Source organism: Orenia metallireducens, assembly GCF_003001995.1.
Classification (GTDB): Bacteria; Bacillota; Halanaerobiia; order Halobacteroidales; family Halobacteroidaceae; genus Orenia; species Orenia metallireducens_B.
The window spans coordinates 1-20,068 of sequence record NZ_PVNB01000020.1; the positions used below are offsets into that span (position 1 = coordinate 1).

The window sequence follows — 20,068 nt, forward strand, 5'->3', positions numbered from 1 at the left end:
TCACACCTGTTCTCATTTCGAACACAGCAGTTAAGTCCTCCAGCGCCGATTGTACTGCAGGGGCAGCCTTGTGGGAGAGTAGGTCACTGCCAGAAAACTTAAAAAAACTTCTAGACTATAGTCTAGAAGTTTTTTTATTTCAAGGAAATAAATTATACTAATAAAAAAAGGATTTATTATCATTGATATCTAAATTTGATATAGTCAATTAAATTACTTATTAATTTTTAACTTCTAATTTGGTTAAATTAATAACTATATTACAGTAATATCAACTAGGAGGATGTATATGGAGATTAATGTGAAAAAGGTTCTATTGGTTATGGCTATTATATTTATGATTTCTTTATTATTTTTAGCAAGTGGTTTTTATATATTAGTTAAGAGTTTTGTTGATTCAGAAAATAAAGCTAAAGATAGTTTAGCAGTAATAAATATAAGTGGGGCTATTGTAGGAGGAGAGGGTGGAGGAGCTTTTGGTAGTATGGAAGCTACTTCTGATCAGATAATGGCTCATATTAATGAAGCTAAAGACGATGAATCAGTTAAAGGAATTTTATTGAGAGTGAACAGCCCTGGTGGTAGTTCAGCTGCTTCTGATGCAATCTATCGAGAATTAAAAAAATTTAGAGAAACTGGTAAACCTATAGTTGTATCTATGGGGGATGCAGCTGCTTCAGGTGGTTATTATGTATCTATGGCAGCAAATAAGATTTATGCCAATCCTTCTACTATTACGGGTAGTATTGGTGTTATAATGCAATTTGCTAATCTGAAAGAATTATATAATAAAATTGGTATAGACTATATTACTATTAAAAGTAGAAAGTATAAGGATTTAGGTAATCCTGATAGGGAGATGACTGCTGAGGAGAAAGAAATTTTACAAACAATGGTTAAAGGAGTATACCAACAATTTGTTGATGCTGTCATGGAAGGTAGATCTATGACAGAAGATAGAGTTAAAGAGTTGGCTGATGGTAGAATTTATAGTGGTGAGCAAGCTAAAGAATTAGGCTTAGTAGATGAATTGGGAACTTTTTATGATGCAGTAGATGAATTAGCTAAAATGGTTGGAATTGAGGGAAAACCTAATTTAATTTATTATAATAAATTATCACCTATAGAACTTCTATTAGGGAATTTTAATAAAAGCCTAATCAAAGGCTTAGTAAATAATCTATCTATACAGACAGATAACATAAAGGATAAAGATCTCGGATTCTATTATTACTGATAGCTAAGATAAGAGAATTTAAATTTAATTTAAAGGGTTGCATTTTACTTTCTCTTATTATATAATATTCCATAAATAAAGAGAGAATTAAACACATATATTAAACATGATGAATAGGAATAGTAAATTTCATCTTTATTTGGAGAGAGTCAGCGGTTGCTGAGAGCTGATATAAAGAGGAATTGAATCCACCTAGGAGTGGTTAGTGAATACAAGCTAAACCGGTTATGACGCCGTTATCTGTCATTAGAGAGGGTCAATACTTGACCAATTAGGGTGGCAACGCGGGTAATTATTAATCTCCCGTCCCTAACAAATCCAATTATTACTGGGTCTGTTTGGGATGGGAGATTTTTATTTATATAATTAATTATATAATACCTGTTAGTATTCTTTAATAAATTTATGAGTATTGAGAAGGGAGATAGATATTATGAAAGAGAAAAGAACTTTAATGTTGCCTGGTCCAACTCCAATTCCTGAAAGGGCAAGGTTGGCTGGTGCTACAGAGATGATTGGCCATCGTGAAGTAGAGTGTGAAGAGTTATTAAAAGAAGTAGTTGATGGTTTAAAGTATGTTTTTCAGACTGAAAATGATGTATTAGTTTTGACCTGTTCTGGTACTGGGGGCTTAGAAGGCTCTATTACTAATACTTTGTCTAGAGGGGATAAGGTATTATCCCTATGTACAGGCGCTTTTGGTGAAAGGTATGCTACTATTGCTGAAAAATATGGTTTAGAAGTAGAACGATTAGATGTATCTTGGGGAGAGGCTGTAGATCCTAAAAGAGTAGAAGAGAAACTAGAGAGCTATAAAGAAGGTGAAATTAAAGCAATCTTAATGACTCATAATGAAACTTCAACTGGAGTCATTAATCATCCAGAACCTATAGGTAAGCTAGCTAGAAAGTATAATTGCTTATTATTGATTGATGCTGTTAGTTCTTTAGCAGGAATTGAGTTAAAGACCGATAAATGGGGTGCTGATGTAGTAGTTACATCTTCACAAAAAGCTTTAATGACTCCTCCAGGACTATGTTTAGTAAGTGTTAGTCATAGAGCATTAAAAGCCTATGAGACATCTGATTTACCTAAATTCTATTTGGACTTCAAGCGTGCTAAGGATCGATATGATGCTAAGAATCAAACACCAGCTACACCAGCAATTTCTGTTCTTTATGTATTAAGAGAAGTATTAAGAGATATTAAAGAAGAAGGATTAGAGAATGTATTCAAGCGACATGAAATAGTTACTAAAGCCATAAGATTATCCATGAAGGCTATTGGTTTAGAACTACTAGTTGATGATGAAGTTGCTTCTAAAACAGTAACTGCTGTTAGATTACCAGAAGGTATAAGTTATAGTGTATTAAGAAGTAATTTGAAAGATAAATATAATGTTTATATTACTGGTAGTAAAGGACAGCTACAAGGAAAGGTCTTTAGGATTGGGCATCTTGGTAATGTTAGTAGAATGGATATATTATCTACTATATCAGCTTTAGAATTTGTCTTATTAGATTTAGGATTTGAGTTGGAGTTAGGAGCAGGCTTAGCTGCTGCCCAAAAAGTATTTTATGAGGAGGAGAGAAGTTAATGAAGGTATTAGTTAGCGATGTTATTTCACAAAAAGGTATTGATGTTTTAGAGGAGAATGGTGCTGAAGTTACTTATAATACTCAATTATCTTATGAAGAATTATTAGAAGAAATAGGTAAATATGATGGAATTATTTTAAGAAGTATGACTCCATTAAATGAAGAAGTCTTAAGTCATGCTAAAAATTTAAAAGTAATTGCTAGAGCAGGTTCTGGTTATGATAATATTGATGTTGATGCTGCTTCAAAATTGGGAATAATAGTCTTAAATACTCCAGGACAGAATTCAATCTCTGCTGCTGAGCAGACAATGGCTTTGATGTTAGCTATTTCTAGAAATACAGCTCAGGCAAATCAATCCTTACATCAAGGTGTTTGGGATAGGAAGAAGTATATGGGTGTTGAATTATATGAAAAGACTTTAGGGATCATCGGATTAGGAAGAATTGGTGGTTTAGTATCTCAAAGAGCTAAAGCTTTTGATATGAATATAATTGCTAGTGACCCTTATATCCCAGCATCACGAGGTGAAAAATTAGGAGTAGAATTGGTGGAACTAGATGAACTTTTAGAAAGATCTGATTATATTACTTTACATACTCCATTAACTGAAGAGACTCATCATATTTTGAGCACAGAAGAATTTGCTAAAATGAAGGATGGAGTTAGAGTAGTAAATGTAGCTAGAGGAAAGAATGTTGACCATAAAGCTTTATATGAAGCTATTAAAAATGGTAAAGTAGCAGCAGCAGGTATAGATGTACATGAAGAAGAGCCACTTGCAGAGGATTATCTTTTATTACAATTAGAAGAGAACGTAATTGTAGCTCCTCATTTAGGTGGGACCACAGTTGAAGCTATGGATAATGTTTCTATTGATGCTGCTCGTCAGATGTTGATGGTGTTTGAAAAAGGTTTTGCAAAAACTCCATTAAATATACCTACGTTAGAGCCAGAGGAAATGAATCAAATTAGACCATATTTCAATCTAGCAGAAAAACTTGGGAATTTCTATGCTGGTCTAACTGATAATAGAATTGAAGAAGTTGAAGTTATTTATACAGGTGAAATTACTAATTATGATTTACAACCAGTGACTACTACACTATTAAAGGGTCTATTAAATCCTATTTTAGATGACAATGTTAATTTGGTAAATGCTAGATTACTTGCCGAAGAAAGAGGAATTAAGGTTAGTGAAATTAAAAATGATGATACTAATGTTTATTCTAGTTTAATTACTTTGAAAGTTAAAAACAGTCAAGGTGTAAGACAGTTATCTGGAACTGTATTCAATAAAAGTGAGCTAAGAGTTGTAGAAATAGATGGTTATGAAATTGATATCGTACCAAAAGGTATCTTATTAGTAACTAGTCATACTGATCAACCAGGTGTAGTTGGTAAAGTAGGAAGTTTATTAGGTGATAATGGAGTTAATATAGCTAGTTTGAAACTTGGCCGTAATAAAATCGGTGGTAAAGCAATAATGGTCTTAAATATTGATCAAGAGATAGATAATGACTTAAAAGAAGAGTTATTAGAGATAGATGGTATGGCAGATGTGAATGTATTAACTTTATAATTAGTTTTAAGATAGAAGAGGAGGATAAAGATGTTAGATTTAGGGTTTGTTAGAGAGAATATAGATTTAGTGAAGGATTCTTTAAATAAACGAGCAACTGAAGCCCCAATTGATGAATTTGCCGATATAGATATAAAAAGAAGAGAGCTGATTCAGGAAGTAGAGAGTTTAAAGCAGATTCGTAATGAAGAATCTTCTAAGATTGGTCTATTAAAGAGGGATGGTAAAGAGGAAGAAGCCCAGAAAGTTATTCGAAAGATGGGCGAAGTAGCGGATAAAATCAAGGATTTAGATGAGAAGCTCAAAGAGTACAATCAAAGGTTAGAAGATATAATGCTACGAATTCCTAATATCCCTAATCAGGACGTACCAGTAGGCAAAGATGAAGAGGATAATGTCTGTGTTAGAACCTGGGGTGAGCCAACAGAATTTGATTTTGAAGCTAAAGCTCATTGGGATTTAGGAGTAGATTTAGATATATTAGATTTTGAGCGTGGTGCTAAAGTAACAGGTTCTAGATTTACCTTTTTGAAGAATTTAGGAGCAAGATTAGAAAGAGCCTTAATCAGTTTTATGCTCGATATCCATACTGGAGAACATGGCTATCAAGAAATATTTCCTCCTTTTATCGTTAATAGTGAGAGTATGACTGGGACAGGACAGCTTCCTAAGTTTGAAGAGGATGCTTTTAAATTATCAGGGACTGATTATTACTTAGTACCAACTGCTGAAGTACCAGTAACTAATATGTATCGTGATGAAATCTTAGCTGCTGATGATTTACCAATATATCATACAGCTTATAGTGCATGCTTTAGATCTGAGGCTGGTTCTCATGGTCGTGATACTAGAGGTATTATTCGTCAGCACCAATTCAATAAAGTTGAAATGGTTAAGTTTGTTAAGCCAGAAGACTCTTATGATGAGTTAGAGAAGTTAGTGCAAAATGCAGAGACTATTTTACAGAGGTTAGAGCTTCCATATCGTGTGGTTACTTTATGTACAGGGGATTTGACCTTCTCTTCTGCAAAAACTTATGATATTGAGGTTTGGTTACCAAGTTATGACACTTATCGTGAAATCTCCTCTTGTAGTAATTTTGAAGATTATCAGGCAAGAAGAGCTGGAATTAAGTATCGTCCAGAACCTAATGCTAGTACAGAATATATTCATACATTAAATGGTTCAGGACTGGCTATTGGAAGGACTGTAGCCGCTATTTTAGAAAATTATCAGAATGAGGATGGTAGTGTAACTATTCCTAAAGCTTTAAGAGGGTATATGGGTGGAGTTGAAAAGATTAATATCTAATATTTTAAATGGGTCTAAAAATTTTTAGACCCATTTAATTTTTTATTATTTTTTCTTGACAATCCTTTTAAAATAACTTATAATAAATCTTGTGTTAAGTAAATACGGAGAGGTGTCCGAGTCCGGTTGATGGTGACGGTCTTGAAAACCGTTGTACGTTTGCGCGTACCGTGGGTTCGAATCCCACCCTCTCCGCCATTTATATTATTCTCAACATTAACCAGTTGATAATCTGAAGAAATTATTATAGAATTTATAAGTGTTATCAGTTTAATATTAGTAAAATCAGCATGGAGAGATACCCAAGTAGGCTGAAGGGGCGGGTTTGCTAAACCTGTAGTAGGGAATTATCTCTAGCGAGGGTTCGAATCCCTCTCTCTCCGCCATTTTAATATAATAGTTCTCAATACAATCATCCTAAAAAGGATGTTTTTTTATTTATAAAACTAAATAATAGAGTTGTCAAAGATTATTTTACATGTTAATATGAATATAGATAAGAGATTTATTTTTTTGCCTATATTGTTAAAAAAATAACAACAGAGGGGTTTTAGATGAAAAAAATTCTAATTTGTGTTGGAAGTAGCTGTCATCTTAAAGGGGCTTATGAAATTGTAGAAATATTAAAGAAGATAATCAATGAAGAAGAATTGGATACTGAAATAGAATTAGGGGCTTCCTTTTGCCAAGGTAAGTGTACAGAAGGTGTTATTTTGAAGTTTGATCAAGAGATGATTTCAAATGTATCTCCAGAAAACATAGAAGAACTCTTTTATAGAGAGTTTAATAAAGGGGTGAGTTGATTGAGTCTTATCACTTTAAGTGAATCAGAGTGTAAAGATTGTTATCGCTGTGTACGGGATTGTTCTGTAAAAGCAATTAAGATTAATAATGGTCAAGCAGAGGTAGTCAAAGAAAAGTGTATTAATTGTGGTCATTGTATAGAAATATGTCCACAAAATGCTAAAGGTGTTACTAATCATTTAGAGAAGTTGAAGAGATTATTAAAAGAAGAGAAGGTAATAGCCAGTATAGCTCCATCTTTTCCAGCTGTTTTTGATTGTAGTCCAGGACAACTAATAACAGCTTTAAAGAATTTAGGATTTCATGATGTTGAGGAAACGAGTATAGGGGCAGAAGTAATAGCAAGAGAGTATAAAAAATTGTTAGAGTTAGAGAATAAGCCACTTATATCAGCCTGTTGTCCTGCTGTGGTTAGCTTAGTAGAGAAGCATTATCCTGATTTAATCCCTTATCTGTCTCCTACTATCTCTCCTATGATAGCCCATGCTAAGTTGATAAAAGAAATATCTAAAGATATAAAAGTAGTCTTTATAGGCCCTTGTATAGCCAAGATTAAAGAGATAGACTGGGAGAGTTCCAAAGGTGCTGTTGATTTAGCAATTACCTTTGATGAGCTAAAGGGTTTATTCTCTTTGGAAGGTATAGATTATCAAAGTTTAGATGAAGATCAATTCAGAAGTGTTTCAGGGAATTGGTCCAAAGCTTTTCCAGTAGAGAATGGTGTTTTAAAAGCTGCCGATATCAGTTTTGGATTGAGTACGGAGATATTATCAATCTCAGGATTGGCTGAATGTATGAAGACTTTTGAAGATATCTTAAATGATGATATCAGTCCTAAGTTTATTGAAGCTATGGTCTGTTCTGGAGGATGTATAAATGGTCCAGGTATTACATCAGAGCTTAGCATCAATTCTCGAAAAGAGAGGATAATCAGGTATGCTCAAAAAGAAGATACAATAGATAACAAATTTGATATGGATAAATTTAAGATAGATACAAGTAGAGAGTATCTTAACTGCAAAATTGAAGAGAAGATTCCTACAGAAAATCAAATCAGGTTGATATTATCACAGACTGGAAAATTCAGTGATAAGGATGAGCTGGATTGTGGCGGTTGTGGCTATAATAGCTGTCGTGAAAAAGCTATAGCTATCTATCAAGGATTGGCTGAATTGAAGATGTGTATTCCTTATATGAAAGGTAAGATGGAATCTCTAGCAGATATAATTGTAGAGTCATCACCAAATGCAATTATTGTGGTAGGTAAAGATATGACAATTCAGAAGTTTAACCCTAAAGCAGATGAATTATTTAATCGCAATGACGAAATTGCGATAGGTCACAAACTATATAGATATATTGATCCAAAAGATTATTTAGATGCCTGGTTTAATAAGAAGTCTATTTCACAAAAAAAGGTTGAATATAAACAGTATAACTTGATATGTGAACAGTCGGTATTTCCATTGATTGATTATGAATTAGTAATTGGTATAATAACTGATGTTACAGAAAGGGAAAATCATAATGAAAGAGTTGCTAAGATGAAAGAGACTACTTTAGAGAAAGCTAATCAAGTTATCCATAAGCAGATGAAGGTAGCCCAAGAGATTGCAGGATTATTAGGTGAATCTACTTCAGAGACGAAAGCGATTTTATATGAGGTAAGGCAGCTGATGCAAGAGGAGGAAAGATAATTATGTTTGTGGAAACTAGCGTTTCTAGAATTTCCAAGTATAATGAAGAGTTATGTGGAGATAATGTAGAGATTGTAGAGACTGAAGATAGTAAGATTATCGTTTTATCCGATGGGCTTGGTAGTGGAGTAAAAGCCAATATATTATCAACTTTAACTACCAAAATTGCTAGCAGGTTATTAGAGAAGGGGATACCTTTAGAAGAGGTGGTAGATACTATCACCAATACATTGCCAGTCTGTAAAGAGAGGCAGTTAGCTTATTCTACTTTATCTATTTTGCAAATATTTAATGATGGTAGGGCTTACTTAGTAGAGATAGATAATCCTGATTCATTCTTTATTGATAGCAAAGGTAATATTTCTAAAATAGAGACGAAGAAGAGAAGAGTAGGCGATAAGGAGGTAAGAGAGGCACGTTTTCAATTGAAGAATAATGAAATGATAATGCTCATTAGTGATGGGGTTACCCATGCTGGGGTAGGGGGATTACTAAATTTTGGTTTGGGTTGGGATGGTATTGCAGAGCATTTTGAGCGGATTATTAGTAAGTATCAAAGTAGTAATAAATTTGCAGAAGAGTTGATTGAGGTCTGTAATGCTTATTATTGTATGGAGCCTGGTGATGATACAACAACTGTTATTGCATATTTTAGAGAAGAAAGAGAACTAACATTATTCAGTGGACCACCTAAAAATATTGATAAAGATAAAGAGGTCGTTGATAAATTAATTTCTAAGTCAGGCAAGAGGGTAATTGCAGGAGGAACTAGTGCCCAGATAGTTGCTAGAGAGTTGGATGAAGAATTAGAGGTTAGTCTGTTATATCATGATCCAGAAATTCCACCTACTTCCCGATTGGATGGAGTAGATCTAGTTACTGAAGGTCTATTGACTTTAAATAAGACGGTAGAAAGACTAAAAAATGTAAGTTGTCAAGAAGACTTACCTAAACAAAGAGATGGGGCAACTGAATTAGCTAGGCTATTACTAGAAAGTGACAGTATCAATATGTTAATAGGTAAGAAGATTAATCCAGCCCATCAGAGCTTGAGATTACCTGAAAATATGGCGATTAGAAAGCAGATTATAAAAAGGTTAGTAGACTGTCTAAAAGAGAAAGGAAAGAAGGTAACTATAGAATGGTTTTAACATCAAAAAGGAGGTATAAGAATGGGAATTAAAATTAAAATCTGTATTGGAACTCCATGCCATCTTATGGGATCTCAAAATCTAATTGAAGCTGTACAAGAGTTTAATAAGAAGATAGAGACTGATATTGAAGTTGAGGCAGTTAATTGTTTAGATAAGTGTAAAGGTGCACCAGCAGTAAAGATTGATGATGAGGTCTATGCTCCTGCTAGACCTAAGGATTTAATTGATTTAATTAAGGAGCAGTTAAGATAAACAAGGAGGAATTGATTGTGCCTAAGAATGTTTCAGAAGTAACAAAATTAAGACGGAGAGTCTTTAGTAGCATAGCTCAACTTGCCTTTGAAGATAGATTAGCTGAGGATATTGATAAATTACCAGAGCAATTAATACCAGAACAAGGCTTAGGATATAGATGCTGTGCCCATAAAGAGAGAGCAATAGTTAATCATCGGATTAAATCTGCTTTGGGACTAGAGGCGAATGGGGATGCTAAGAATTTAAAAAAGTTGGCTATTCAAGCCTTAGAATTAGAGAAAATAACAGGAAATAATATTGATGTATTAGATATTGCTTGTGACCGTTGTCCTTTAGATAAGTATAGGGTAAGTGATGCTTGTCGTAACTGTGTAGATCATAGCTGTATGAATGTTTGCCCTAAAGGTGCCATTGTTATAGTACAAAATAGGGCATATATTGATCAAAATAAGTGTATAGAGTGTGGTCTGTGTCAGAGGTTCTGCTCTTATAATGCAATTCTAAAGATGAGCAGACCCTGTGAAACAGCCTGTGGTATAGAGGCTATTACTGCTAATAGTGATAGGCAGGCAAAGATCAATTATGATAGCTGTGTCTCGTGTGGTTCTTGTGTTCAAGCCTGTCCCTTTGGTGCTATTACATATAAATCACAAATTTTACAGACTATCAAGATGATAAAAGATGAAGATACTATTGCGATTTTAGCACCTGCTTTTGTAGGTCAATTTGGAGCTAAAATAAAAATAACCCAAATTAAACAAGGTTTAAAAGAATTAGGCTTTAAAATGATAAAGGAGGTTGCCTTAGGGGCTGATATAGTTACTATAGAAGAGAGTCAAGAGTTCTTAGATAAAGTTCCTAATAAACAGAATTATTTAACAACTTCTTGTTGTCCAGCTTTTTTAGCCTTAATTGAGCAGGAATTTTCGGAATTAATCGAGAATATATCTAGTACTGTATCACCTATGGTTGCCCTAGCTAAAGTTTTAAAAGAAGATTACCCAGATTCTAAAGTAGTATTTATTGGACCTTGTATTGCTAAAAAAGATGAAGCTTTGAAAAATCATGAGCTAGATGCTGTATTAACCTTTGAAGAGTTAGGATCTATGTTTGTAGGAGCTGGCATCAATTTAGCTAATATTTCTGAAGATAATAACTGCGAATCTGCTAATGATGAAGTTGCTACTGATGATGGAAGAACTTTTGCTAGAAGTGGGGGCTTAATTAAGGCAGTAGAAGGGGCTATATCTCAAATTGATCCAAGTAAAGAGTTCAATAAGATTAAGGCTCAAGGTTTAGAGGAGTGTATTAAAACGTTGAGATTGGCTAAAGCTAATCAATATCAAAATTCTTTTATAGAAGGAATGGGTTGCCAAGGAGGTTGTGTAGGAGGACCAGCTACATTAATGGATACTAAATTTACGACCAAGCAAGTAAATAATTTTGGCGAACAATCTAACATAAGATATTCAGTGGATAATAATGAGGCTAAAGCCTTTATAAGTCGATTCGGGAGTCATAAATTTCACCGTGAATAAAGAGGGGGATTTTATTATGATTCATAAAGAAGGAAAAGCAGTTGTAATACCTACTGCTGTTATCAAAAGACTACCTAAATACCATCGTCATTTAGGTAAATTATTAAAAAAAGGCGTAGAAAAGATTTCTTCACGAGAATTTGGAGAGATTGTTGGAGTTTCTGCTCCACAACTTAGACAAGACCTTAACCACTTTGGAAACTTTGGTCAGCAAGGCTATGGCTATAATGTAGAGAAGTTATATAATGCCTTAGCTAAAGTAATGGGTATAGAGAAGAAGAGTAATATGGTATTGGTGGGTGTAGGAAATTTAGGTCAGGCTTTAATCAGTGCTACTGATTTTAAAAGAAGAGGATTTAATTTATGTACTGCCTTTGATATTAATCCAAGATTAGTAGGAATGACAATCAATGGAATTAAGGTTAGAGATATTGCTAATTTAGAACAATATATTAAAGATAATGATATTAATATAGGTATCATTGCAGTACCTGAGGAAACGGCTCAAGATGTTGCTGATAAATTAGTTTTGGCTGGTGTGAAGGGGATTTGGAACTTTGCTCCTGTAGATTTGAAGGTTTCTAAAGAGGTATCTGTCGAAAATGAACATCTTACTGAAGGATTATTAAGGTTATCCTTTAAGATAAAAGGTGAAATATAGAGGAGATAGAAGAGTTATCTTTTTACAGAAAAAGGAATTTGATTTTGTTTATAGTTTATGTTATCATTATATCTGTCGCAAGGAAAGGACAAGCTATTTGAAAGATATTTTGATTAAAAATTCTTTCAAATGTCCTTGACAGATTATTTTTAGTATTATATAATAATCTAGCGTCTAGAGAATTTAACAAACAAATGGAGAGGTGTCCGAGTCCGGTTGATGGTGACGGTCTTGAAAACCGTTGTACGTTTGCGCGTACCGTGGGTTCGAATCCCACCCTCTCCGCCATTATTTTTAGCTACTTGTTGCTAGCCGTTAGCTAGTGGCAAGATTAAAAAATAAATATTTTATTGTTTAGAAAGTAACCAAACATGGAGAGATACCCAAGTAGGCTGAAGGGGCGGGTTTGCTAAACCTGTAGTAGGGAATTATCTCTAGCGAGGGTTCGAATCCCTCTCTCTCCGCCATAAAAATTCAATTGACAATGTACAAACTAAATTGATAATTAAATTAGTTAGTTCTTTTAATTGTACATTATAAATTGTTAATTAATATAATATGCGCCCGTAGCTCAGCTGGATAGAGTAACTGACTACGAATCAGGAGGTCGCAGGTTCGAATCCTGCCGGGCGCGCCATAAATTTAGGTGAAAAGATGAACAAAGAATATTATATGCAAGAAGCTTTAAAAGAAGCTAAGAAAGCTTTTGATAAAGAAGAAGTTCCAATTGGTGCTGTAATCGTTAAAGATAACAAGATTATAGCTAGAGCTCATAATTTAAAGGAAGAGTTGCAAGATGCAACAGCTCATGCAGAAGTATTGGCTATCCGTCAAGCTGCTCAAAAGTTGGGTGGATGGCGCTTAAATGGATGTACTCTGTATGTTACTATTGAACCTTGTCCCATGTGTGCTGGTGCATTAGTTCAATCTAGAGTTGATGCTTTGGTCTATGGTGCAACTGATCCTAAAGGTGGAGCTGCTGGAACTTTATTTAATTTAGTAGACTCTAATTTATTGAACCATAAATTAGCAATTGAATATGGTGTTTTGGAGGATAAATGTCGCCAAATCATGAAAGATTTTTTTAAATCATTGAGAAGGTGAATTAGCTACTAGCTGATAGCTAGCAGCTAAATATTTTTAAATACATGGAGAGGTGTCCGAGTCTGGCTTAAGGGGCTCGCCTGGAAAGCGAGTGTAGATTAACGTCTACCGAGGGTTCAAATCCCTCCCTCTCCGCCATAAAACTCATCACCGTAAGGTGTTTTTATTTTATTAATCATTTGGTAATTGTTGTTATTTTTTCACTTCATGTTGACTTATAATTTTATCTTTGATAAAATTATAAATGTGATAATTAAATTATGTAATAAAGGCTTTTGCCTTTATATAAATTGTGACCGTGCTAAATGGGGTGGTAGCGGTACCCTGTAACCCGCAATCCGCTATAGCGGGATTGATGTTCGCCTAAGTCTATCTTCTGTAAGGTCTGGCTTAAGTAAGTGGTGTTGACAATTGGGTCCTACGCAACGGAGCTTTATGAACCCCGTCAGGTCCGGAAGGAAGCAGCGGTAAGTAAATGTCTTCCGTGTGCCGTAGGGGTGCCTAATTCGAGCTAACTGCTTAAGTAACGCTTGGAGGAGGTAGGTGAACGCGAATGCACGGTCCTTTCTTATTATTATGATATAAATTTATTTGGGGGTTATATGATGGCCTACATTTCACTTTATAGAAAATGGCGTCCACAGAAATTTTCTGATATTGCTGGTCAACAGAATGTAGTTAAAACTTTACAAAATGCAATCAAAATGGATAGAATAGCTCATGCTTATCTATTTTGTGGACCTAGGGGTACTGGTAAGACTAGTACTGCTAAGATTTTAGCTAAAGCATTAAATTGTAAGGAAGGGCCAACTGTTAATCCGTGTGATGGCTGTGACTCTTGTGATAAGATTAGAAATAATAATTCAATCGATGTCATTGAGATAGATGCTGCCTCTAATCGAGGAATTGATGAAATTAGAGATTTAAGGGAAAAAGTTAAATTTTCTCCTACTGAGGGGAATTATAAAGTATATATTATAGATGAAGTACATATGTTAACAACAGAGGCGTTTAATGCTTTACTAAAAACCTTAGAAGAGCCGCCTGATTATGTTATCTTTATTTTAGCCACAACTGAGCCCCATAGACTCCTGCCTACTATTTTATCCAGGTGCCAACGATTTGATTTTAATCGTTTATCTATCAATGATATTAAAGATAGGTTGGCTTATATCTGTAGTCAAGAAAGTGTTGAAGCTTCAACAGAGGTTTTAGCTACTATTGCTCGTAATGCTGATGGAGGAATGAGAGATGCTATCAGTATTTTAGACCAAGCTATCTCCTTTAGTGGACAAGAGCTTAGTCTTGAAGATGTTGGAGAGGTTTTAGGCTTGGTTGGTGATGAAGTATTATTTGAACTGACAGATACAATTTTGAATAAAGAGGTAGAAAGTGGCTTAGAGTTGATTAATAGTATTATAAAGCGGGGAAAGAATATTTCTAAATTTGTAAGTGATTTAATCAATCATTTGCGTAATTTATTGCTAGTAAAAGAATGTAAAGATATTACTAAGATAATCGATGTTACTATTGAAAATAAAAATAAATTAGAAGAACAAGCCGAAAAATTACAGGCAAATCAATTATTAAATTGGGTAAATATCTTAAATCAGCTACATTATGATTTAAGAAATACCACTCAACCACGTATTAATCTAGAGATGGGGATTATTAAATTAATTAAGCTTGATGAGGATAAATCTTTAGCTAATGTACTAGACCGTTTGTCTAGACTAGAGGAATTAGTGGATAATGGAAATATAATAGTAAATAATATAGATGATAAGTCTCAAACAAGCACAGATATTAAAGAGGACAGTCTTGATATCAAACAATCTAACTCCATAAATAATAAAGTAGAAGATAAAAATGTCGTAAAGGTTTCTGCTCCTGTTGACATTGACATAGATAAGATCCGAGATAAATGGGAAGATATTTTAGAGTATCTTAAATCTGATAAGAAGATGAGATTACAGGCATTATTAAAGGATGCAGTGCCAGCAAAGATTGAAGGTAATAAATTGTTTATATCTTTTGAGCATGAATTTCATAAAGATTCAGTAGAAAGAGAGCAGGATACTGTTAGTACAGTATTAAAAAAGTTTTTGGGAGTTAGTTTGAAGGTTAAATGTATTTTTTCTGGAAATATTAATAATGAAGATAGGGATAAAGAGCAAGAGATATTAGAGCATCCTTTGGTTAAGAAGGCTATTGATTTATTTAACGGTAGAGTTGTTAAGGTTGAAGAGATTAGCTAATAATAATTTTTTATTTACAGGAGGATGGTATTTATGGATATGGGTAAAATGATGAAACAAGTTCAAAAAATGCAAGGACAGATGGCAAAGATGCAAGATGAGTTAGCTAAAAAGACTGTTGAAGCTTCTGCTGGTGGTGGAATGGTAACTGTAACAGCAAATGGACAACAGGAGATTGTTGGGATAAAAATTGATCCTGATGCGGTAGATCCTGATGATGTTGAAATGTTAGAAGATTTAATTTTAGCAGCGGTTAATGAATCGATGCGTAAAGTACAAGACATGACTCAAAAAGAGATGGGCAAATTAACAGGTGGGATGAATATTCCAGGACTATTTTAAGTTTAAGGGGAATTAAATTATGAGATACTATGCACAGCCCTTATCACAATTGATTGGTCAACTCTCTAAATTACCAGGAGTAGGACCAAAGACTGCACAGAGATTGGCCTTTCATATTTTGGAGATGGATCAAAAAGATGCTCAAGATCTAGCAAACTCTATTTCTGAGATAAGAGATAAACTATCATATTGCTCTATTTGTAATAATTTAACCCAAAATGACCCTTGTCAAATATGTAGTCAGCATAAAAGAGATAAGACCTTAATCTGTATAGTAGAAGAAGTTAAAGATGTTATTGCTATGGAGAAGACAGGAGAATATAAAGGTGTTTATCATGTCTTACATGGGGCTATCTCACCTATTGATGGAGTGGGTCCAGAAGATATCAAGATAAAAAGTCTGCTTCCAAGATTGGATGAGAATACCTCTGAGGTTATTTTAGCTACTGACCCTAATGTCGAAGGAGAAGCTACTGCGATGTACATATCTAAGCTTTTGAAACCTTTAGGAGTCAAGGTGACTAGAATAGCTCATGGTTTACCAGTTGGTGGAGATTTGGAATATGCTGATGAAGTAACATTATCTAAAGCTTTAGAAGGTAGAAGAGAGATTTAAAAAGCCACTTTCAAAGTGGTTTTTTTTAAAGTTTATATGATAATTATTTAACAAAGAATTTGTGATAATTGATAGAGTTTTTTGAAAATTAGAACATTTGACTAGTATTAATAGTTGTAGTATACTAAAAATATGTAATTTTAGAACACAGCATAAACATAAAACAAGGGGGCGGAAAGATTGGCTAAAAAAATGAAAACTATGGATGGAAATCAAGCTGCTGCATATACTTCTTATGCATTTACTGAAGTAGCTGGTATTTATCCTATTACACCATCATCTCCGATGGCTGAGTATGTTGACTTATGGGCTTCTCAAGGGAAGAAAAATTTATTTGGTATGCCTGTAAATGTTGTAGAGATGCAATCAGAAGCTGGAGCAGCTGCAACAGTACATGGTTCTTTACAAGCAGGTGCATTGACTACTACATACACTGCATCTCAAGGGTTACTTTTAAAAGTTCCTAATATGTATAAAATCGCTGGTGAATTATTACCAGGTGTTATTCACGTGGCTGCAAGATCAATTGCTGCACAAGCATTATCAATCTTTGGTGATCATCAAGATGTAATGGCTGCTAGACAGACTGGTTTTGCTATGTTAGCAAGTGGATCAGTACAAGAAGTTATGGACTTAGGTGGGGTAGCTCACTTGGCTGCAATTGAAGGTAAGGTTCCTTTCTTACACTTCTTTGATGGATTCCGTACTTCTCATGAAATTCAAAAAGTTGAATTGATGGATTATGAAGTATATGATCGTTTATTAGATAGAGATGCTGTTCAAGAATTCCGTAATAATGCATTAAATCCTGAGCATCCTGTAACTCGTGGTAGTGCTCAAAATGATGATGTATACTTCCAAACTAGAGAGGTTCAAAATAAATATTATGATGCACTTCCTGATATTGCTGCAAAATATATGGAAGAGATCTCTAAAGTAACTGGACGTGACTATGCTCCATTTGTATATTATGGTGCTGAAGATGCAACTGATGTTGTTATCGCTATGGGATCTGTAACTGAAACTATTGAAGAAACAGTGGATTATTTAGTAGCTCAAGGGCGTAAAGTAGGTTTATTAACTGTTCACTTATATCGTCCATTTAGTGCTAAATATTTCTTCAATGCTTTACCAGAGAGTGTTGAAAAAATTGCTGTATTAGATAGAACAAAAGAGCCTGGTTCTGCAGGAGAGCCATTATACTTAGATATTAAGTCAGTATTCTATGGTAAAGAAAATGCTCCATTAATTATTGGTGGACGTTATGGATTATCTTCAAAAGATACTACTCCAGCACAGATCATTGCTGTATTTGATAACTTGGCAGGAGAAGCTAAAGATAACTTTACAATCGGTATCGTTGATGATGTAACTAACTTATCTTTAGCAGTTGAAGAGGAAGTTAATGTATTATCTGATGATGTAACTGAAGCATTATTCTATGGATTAGGTTCTGATGGTACTGTTGGTGCTAATAAGAATACAATCAAAATTATCGGTGACAACACTGATTTATATGCACAAGGATACTTTGCATATGACTCTAAGAAGTCAGGTGGGGTAACTCGTTCAAACTTACGTTTTGGAAAAGACCCTGTTAGATCTACTTACTTAGTATCTACTCCAAGCTTTGTATCCTGTTCTACAGATTCTTACTTAGATAAGTATGATATGCTAAGTGGATTACAAGAAGGTGGAACTTTCTTATTAAATACAGTTTCTAGTGCTGATGAAATTGTAGAGAAGATGCCTAATAGTGTTAAAAAACAATTGGCTGAAAAAGATGCTAAGTTCTATATTATTGATGCTGTAACTTTAGCTCAAGATATTGGATTAGGACGTCGTACTAACACTATCATGCAATCTGCATTCTTTAAATTAAATGAGCAGATCATGCCTTATGACAGAGCTCAAAAATTAATGAAAGAGTATGCTGAAAAGTTATATGGACGTAAAGGTAAAGAGATCGTTGAACTTAACTGGAAGGCTATCGATAAAGGTGCTGAAGGTTTAGTAGAAGTAACAGTTGACTCAGCTTGGGCTAATCTTGAAGCAGAACAAGCTGCTCAAGTAGATGAAACTCGTCCAGATTTCGTTAAGAATATTGCAGATCCAATCAATGCTATTAAAGGATACGAGTTACCAGTATCTGCATTTGAAGGTTATGAAGACGGAACTATGATTAATGGTGCTGCTGCTTATGAAAAACGTGGTATTGCTAACTTCGTTCCAAAATGGGTACATGACAACTGTATTCAGTGTAATCAATGTGCTTTTGTCTGTCCTCATGCAGTAATTAGACCATTCTTAATGGATGAAGAAGAGGTTGCTAATGCTCCTGAAGGTATGATAACTAAGAAGCCTATGGGTAGAGGACTAGATGGATTAGAATATCGTCTACAGATTTCTACTTTAGACTGTACTGGATGTGGAGTTTGTGCTAATGTATGTCCAGGTATGAGAGGAAATAAAGCTCTTGAAATGGTACCAATTAAAGAGTCTATTGCAGCTGGGGAACCAGAATATGCAGAATATATGTTCAATGAAGTAACATATAAAGATGACTTATTAAAGACAACTAATGTTAAAGGTTCTCAATTTGCTAAGCCGTTATTTGAGTTCTCTGGAGCTTGTGCTGGTTGTGGAGAAACTCCATATGTTAAGTTAATCTCTCAATTATTTGGAGATAGAATGACAATTGCAAATGCAACTGGATGTTCTTCAATCTATGGTGGTTCTTATCCAGCAACTCCATTTACTACAGATGCTGATGGTAGAGGTCCAGCATGGGCAAACTCATTATTTGAGGACAATGCTGAATTTGGATATGGTATGAGAGTTGCTTCTGAAACTACTCGTGACAGAATTGCAAATATCATGGCCGAAACTATGGATCAAGTAGAGCCTGAGTTACAAGAATTATTCACTGAATGGATGGAAAACCGTAACAGTGGTGCTATTACTAAAGACTTAAAAGCTAAATTAGTTGATGCTTTGGCTAATACTTCTTGTGAAGCAGCTAAGGAAATCTTAGGTGTTAAAGACTTCATCGTAAAACAATCTAACTGGATGATCGGTGGAGATGGATGGGCTTATGATATCGGTTATGGTGGATTAGACCATGTAATTGCTAGTAATGATGATATTAATATCTTGGTAGTAGATACAGAGGTTTACTCTAACACAGGTGGACAGTCTTCTAAAGCTTCTCCAACTGGTTCTATTGCTAAGTTTACAGCTGCTGGTAAATCCGGTAAGAAGAAGGATTTAGCTGCAATTGCTATGACTTATGGTCATGTATATGTAGCTCAAGTATCTCATGGTGCAAGCCAAGCTCAAGTATTAAAGGCTATGCTAGAGGCTGAGGCTCATAATGGACCATCAATCGTAATTGCTTACTCTCCATGTATTAACCATGGTGTTAAGGGTGGATTAACTAATGCTCAATCTCAAGCTAAATTAGCTACTGAGTGTGGATATTGGCCAACATTCAGATTTGATCCTGCATTAGCTGAAGAAGGTAAGAATCCATTCCAAATCGATTGTAAGGATCCTCAATGGGATAAGTATCAAGACTTCTTAATGAGCGAAAGACGTTATTCTCAGCTATATAAGATTAATCCAGAGGAAGCTGAAGAGTTATTAGAATTAAATAAGAAAGAAGCTCAACGTCGTTGGACAATGTATCAACGTTATCTTGCAATGGATTACTCTTTAGAAAATTCTGAAGCAGATATTGCTAAGGATGAAGTTGCAGCTACAAAAGAATAATTATAGATAATTAATTTTTAAAGCAGTGGATATAATATCCACTGCTTTTTTCTTTTTTGATAACTATAGTCATCTAATTTTAATATTTTCTATCCACTCTGGGTATTCTATAGTCAACTATTACCTTTAAAGGAGGTCAA

Annotated in this window: 15 protein-coding genes, 6 tRNA genes, 1 rRNA gene, 1 other RNA gene and 1 other annotated feature; all 23 genes read left to right on the top strand. The window is 34.4% G+C overall.

Annotated features, from left to right (window positions below):
• A 5S ribosomal RNA gene (gene rrf, locus BX659_RS12910) occupies positions 1-95 on the top strand; the annotation flags it as partial.
• Between the two features lie 194 nt (positions 96-289).
• Positions 290-1,237: a signal peptide peptidase SppA gene (gene sppA, locus BX659_RS12915; RefSeq protein ID WP_097017799.1), complete on the top strand. Its 948-nt coding sequence runs from the start codon at positions 290-292 to the stop codon at positions 1,235-1,237.
• A gap of 100 nt (positions 1,238-1,337) precedes the next feature.
• Positions 1,338-1,551 (top strand) — a binding site (T-box leader).
• Between the two features lie 119 nt (positions 1,552-1,670).
• Positions 1,671-2,834: a pyridoxal-phosphate-dependent aminotransferase family protein gene (locus BX659_RS12920; RefSeq protein ID WP_097017800.1), complete on the top strand. Its 1,164-nt coding sequence runs from the start codon at positions 1,671-1,673 to the stop codon at positions 2,832-2,834.
• Positions 2,834-4,417, top strand: coding sequence for a phosphoglycerate dehydrogenase (gene serA, locus BX659_RS12925; RefSeq protein WP_097017801.1), 1,584 nt, complete (start codon positions 2,834-2,836; stop codon positions 4,415-4,417). The genes BX659_RS12920 and serA overlap by 1 nt, the downstream gene beginning before the upstream one ends.
• Positions 4,418-4,447: 30 nt before the next feature.
• Positions 4,448-5,728 (top strand): serine--tRNA ligase, encoded by a 1,281-nt coding sequence (gene serS, locus BX659_RS12930; protein WP_097017802.1) that lies wholly within the window; start codon positions 4,448-4,450, stop codon positions 5,726-5,728.
• Positions 5,729-5,834: 106 nt separating this feature from the next.
• Positions 5,835-5,926: transfer RNA gene (locus tag BX659_RS12935), tRNA-Ser, on the top strand.
• 94 nt (positions 5,927-6,020) lie between these two features.
• Positions 6,021-6,114: transfer RNA gene (locus BX659_RS12940), tRNA-Ser, on the top strand.
• 168 nt (positions 6,115-6,282) lie between these two features.
• Positions 6,283-6,531 carry a (2Fe-2S) ferredoxin domain-containing protein gene (locus BX659_RS12945; RefSeq protein WP_097017803.1) on the top strand — a complete coding sequence of 83 codons (249 nt, stop codon included), beginning with the start codon at positions 6,283-6,285 and terminating at the stop codon, positions 6,529-6,531.
• A complete protein-coding gene (locus tag BX659_RS12950) occupies positions 6,532-8,229 on the top strand; it encodes a [Fe-Fe] hydrogenase large subunit C-terminal domain-containing protein (RefSeq protein ID WP_097017804.1) in 1,698 nt (565 codons plus the stop codon).
• 2 nt (positions 8,230-8,231) lie between these two features.
• On the top strand, positions 8,232-9,380 hold the full coding sequence (locus BX659_RS12955) for a SpoIIE family protein phosphatase (RefSeq protein ID WP_097017805.1): 1,149 nt from the start codon (positions 8,232-8,234) through the stop codon (positions 9,378-9,380).
• A gap of 21 nt (positions 9,381-9,401) precedes the next feature.
• Positions 9,402-9,635 carry an NAD(P)H-dependent oxidoreductase subunit E gene (locus BX659_RS12960; RefSeq protein ID WP_097017806.1) on the top strand — a complete coding sequence of 78 codons (234 nt, stop codon included), beginning with the start codon at positions 9,402-9,404 and terminating at the stop codon, positions 9,633-9,635.
• Between the two features lie 17 nt (positions 9,636-9,652).
• Entirely contained in the window at positions 9,653-11,176 is a 1,524-nt protein-coding gene (locus BX659_RS12965) for a 4Fe-4S dicluster domain-containing protein (RefSeq protein WP_097017807.1), read from the top strand.
• Between the two features lie 16 nt (positions 11,177-11,192).
• Positions 11,193-11,837 carry a redox-sensing transcriptional repressor Rex gene (locus BX659_RS12970; RefSeq protein WP_097017808.1) on the top strand — a complete coding sequence of 215 codons (645 nt, stop codon included), beginning with the start codon at positions 11,193-11,195 and terminating at the stop codon, positions 11,835-11,837.
• Positions 11,838-12,033: 196 nt separating this feature from the next.
• Positions 12,034-12,125: transfer RNA gene (locus BX659_RS12975), tRNA-Ser, on the top strand.
• Positions 12,126-12,210: 85 nt separating this feature from the next.
• Positions 12,211-12,304, top strand: a tRNA-Ser gene (locus tag BX659_RS12980).
• A 93-nt stretch (positions 12,305-12,397) separates the two neighbouring features.
• Positions 12,398-12,474: transfer RNA gene (locus BX659_RS12985), tRNA-Arg, on the top strand.
• 17 nt (positions 12,475-12,491) lie between these two features.
• The gene (gene tadA / locus BX659_RS12990; RefSeq protein WP_097017809.1) at positions 12,492-12,941 is read left to right on the top strand and encodes a tRNA adenosine(34) deaminase TadA; all 450 of its coding nucleotides are present in this window, start codon (positions 12,492-12,494) and stop codon (positions 12,939-12,941) included.
• Positions 12,942-12,987: 46 nt separating this feature from the next.
• Positions 12,988-13,079, top strand: a tRNA-Ser gene (locus BX659_RS12995).
• Between the two features lie 158 nt (positions 13,080-13,237).
• Positions 13,238-13,502, top strand: an RNA gene (ffs, locus tag BX659_RS13000) — signal recognition particle sRNA large type.
• 44 nt (positions 13,503-13,546) lie between these two features.
• Positions 13,547-15,199: a DNA polymerase III subunit gamma/tau gene (dnaX, locus tag BX659_RS13005; protein ID WP_097017810.1), complete on the top strand. Its 1,653-nt coding sequence runs from the start codon at positions 13,547-13,549 to the stop codon at positions 15,197-15,199.
• 33 nt (positions 15,200-15,232) lie between these two features.
• Entirely contained in the window at positions 15,233-15,541 is a 309-nt protein-coding gene (locus BX659_RS13010; RefSeq protein ID WP_172431888.1) for a YbaB/EbfC family nucleoid-associated protein, read from the top strand.
• A 19-nt stretch (positions 15,542-15,560) separates the two neighbouring features.
• Positions 15,561-16,157 (top strand): recombination mediator RecR, encoded by a 597-nt coding sequence (recR, locus tag BX659_RS13015; protein ID WP_097017811.1) that lies wholly within the window; start codon positions 15,561-15,563, stop codon positions 16,155-16,157.
• 180 nt (positions 16,158-16,337) lie between these two features.
• The gene (gene nifJ / locus BX659_RS13020) at positions 16,338-19,928 is read left to right on the top strand and encodes a pyruvate:ferredoxin (flavodoxin) oxidoreductase (RefSeq protein ID WP_097017812.1); all 3,591 of its coding nucleotides are present in this window, start codon (positions 16,338-16,340) and stop codon (positions 19,926-19,928) included.
• The last annotated feature ends 140 nt before the right edge of the window (positions 19,929-20,068 follow it).

What these genes read in the sequence shown, in the direction of transcription:
- BX659_RS12920 (WP_097017800.1), top strand. Translation starts at nt 1,671, where the DNA reads ATGAAAGAGAAAAGAACTTTAATGTTGCCTGGTCCAACTCCAATTCCT.
- tadA (WP_097017809.1), top strand. Translation starts at nt 12,492, where the DNA reads ATGAACAAAGAATATTATATGCAAGAAGCTTTAAAAGAAGCTAAGAAA.
- BX659_RS12945 (WP_097017803.1), top strand. Translation starts at nt 6,283, where the DNA reads ATGAAAAAAATTCTAATTTGTGTTGGAAGTAGCTGTCATCTTAAAGGG.
- BX659_RS12970 (WP_097017808.1), top strand. Translation starts at nt 11,193, where the DNA reads ATGATTCATAAAGAAGGAAAAGCAGTTGTAATACCTACTGCTGTTATC.
- BX659_RS12960 (WP_097017806.1), top strand. Translation starts at nt 9,402, where the DNA reads ATGGGAATTAAAATTAAAATCTGTATTGGAACTCCATGCCATCTTATG.
- serS (WP_097017802.1), top strand. Translation starts at nt 4,448, where the DNA reads ATGTTAGATTTAGGGTTTGTTAGAGAGAATATAGATTTAGTGAAGGAT.
- BX659_RS12955 (WP_097017805.1), top strand. Translation starts at nt 8,232, where the DNA reads ATGTTTGTGGAAACTAGCGTTTCTAGAATTTCCAAGTATAATGAAGAG.
- recR (WP_097017811.1), top strand. Translation starts at nt 15,561, where the DNA reads ATGAGATACTATGCACAGCCCTTATCACAATTGATTGGTCAACTCTCT.
- dnaX (WP_097017810.1), top strand. Translation starts at nt 13,547, where the DNA reads ATGGCCTACATTTCACTTTATAGAAAATGGCGTCCACAGAAATTTTCT.
- serA (WP_097017801.1), top strand. Translation starts at nt 2,834, where the DNA reads ATGAAGGTATTAGTTAGCGATGTTATTTCACAAAAAGGTATTGATGTT.
- sppA (WP_097017799.1), top strand. Translation starts at nt 290, where the DNA reads ATGGAGATTAATGTGAAAAAGGTTCTATTGGTTATGGCTATTATATTT.
- BX659_RS13010 (WP_172431888.1), top strand. Translation starts at nt 15,233, where the DNA reads ATGGATATGGGTAAAATGATGAAACAAGTTCAAAAAATGCAAGGACAG.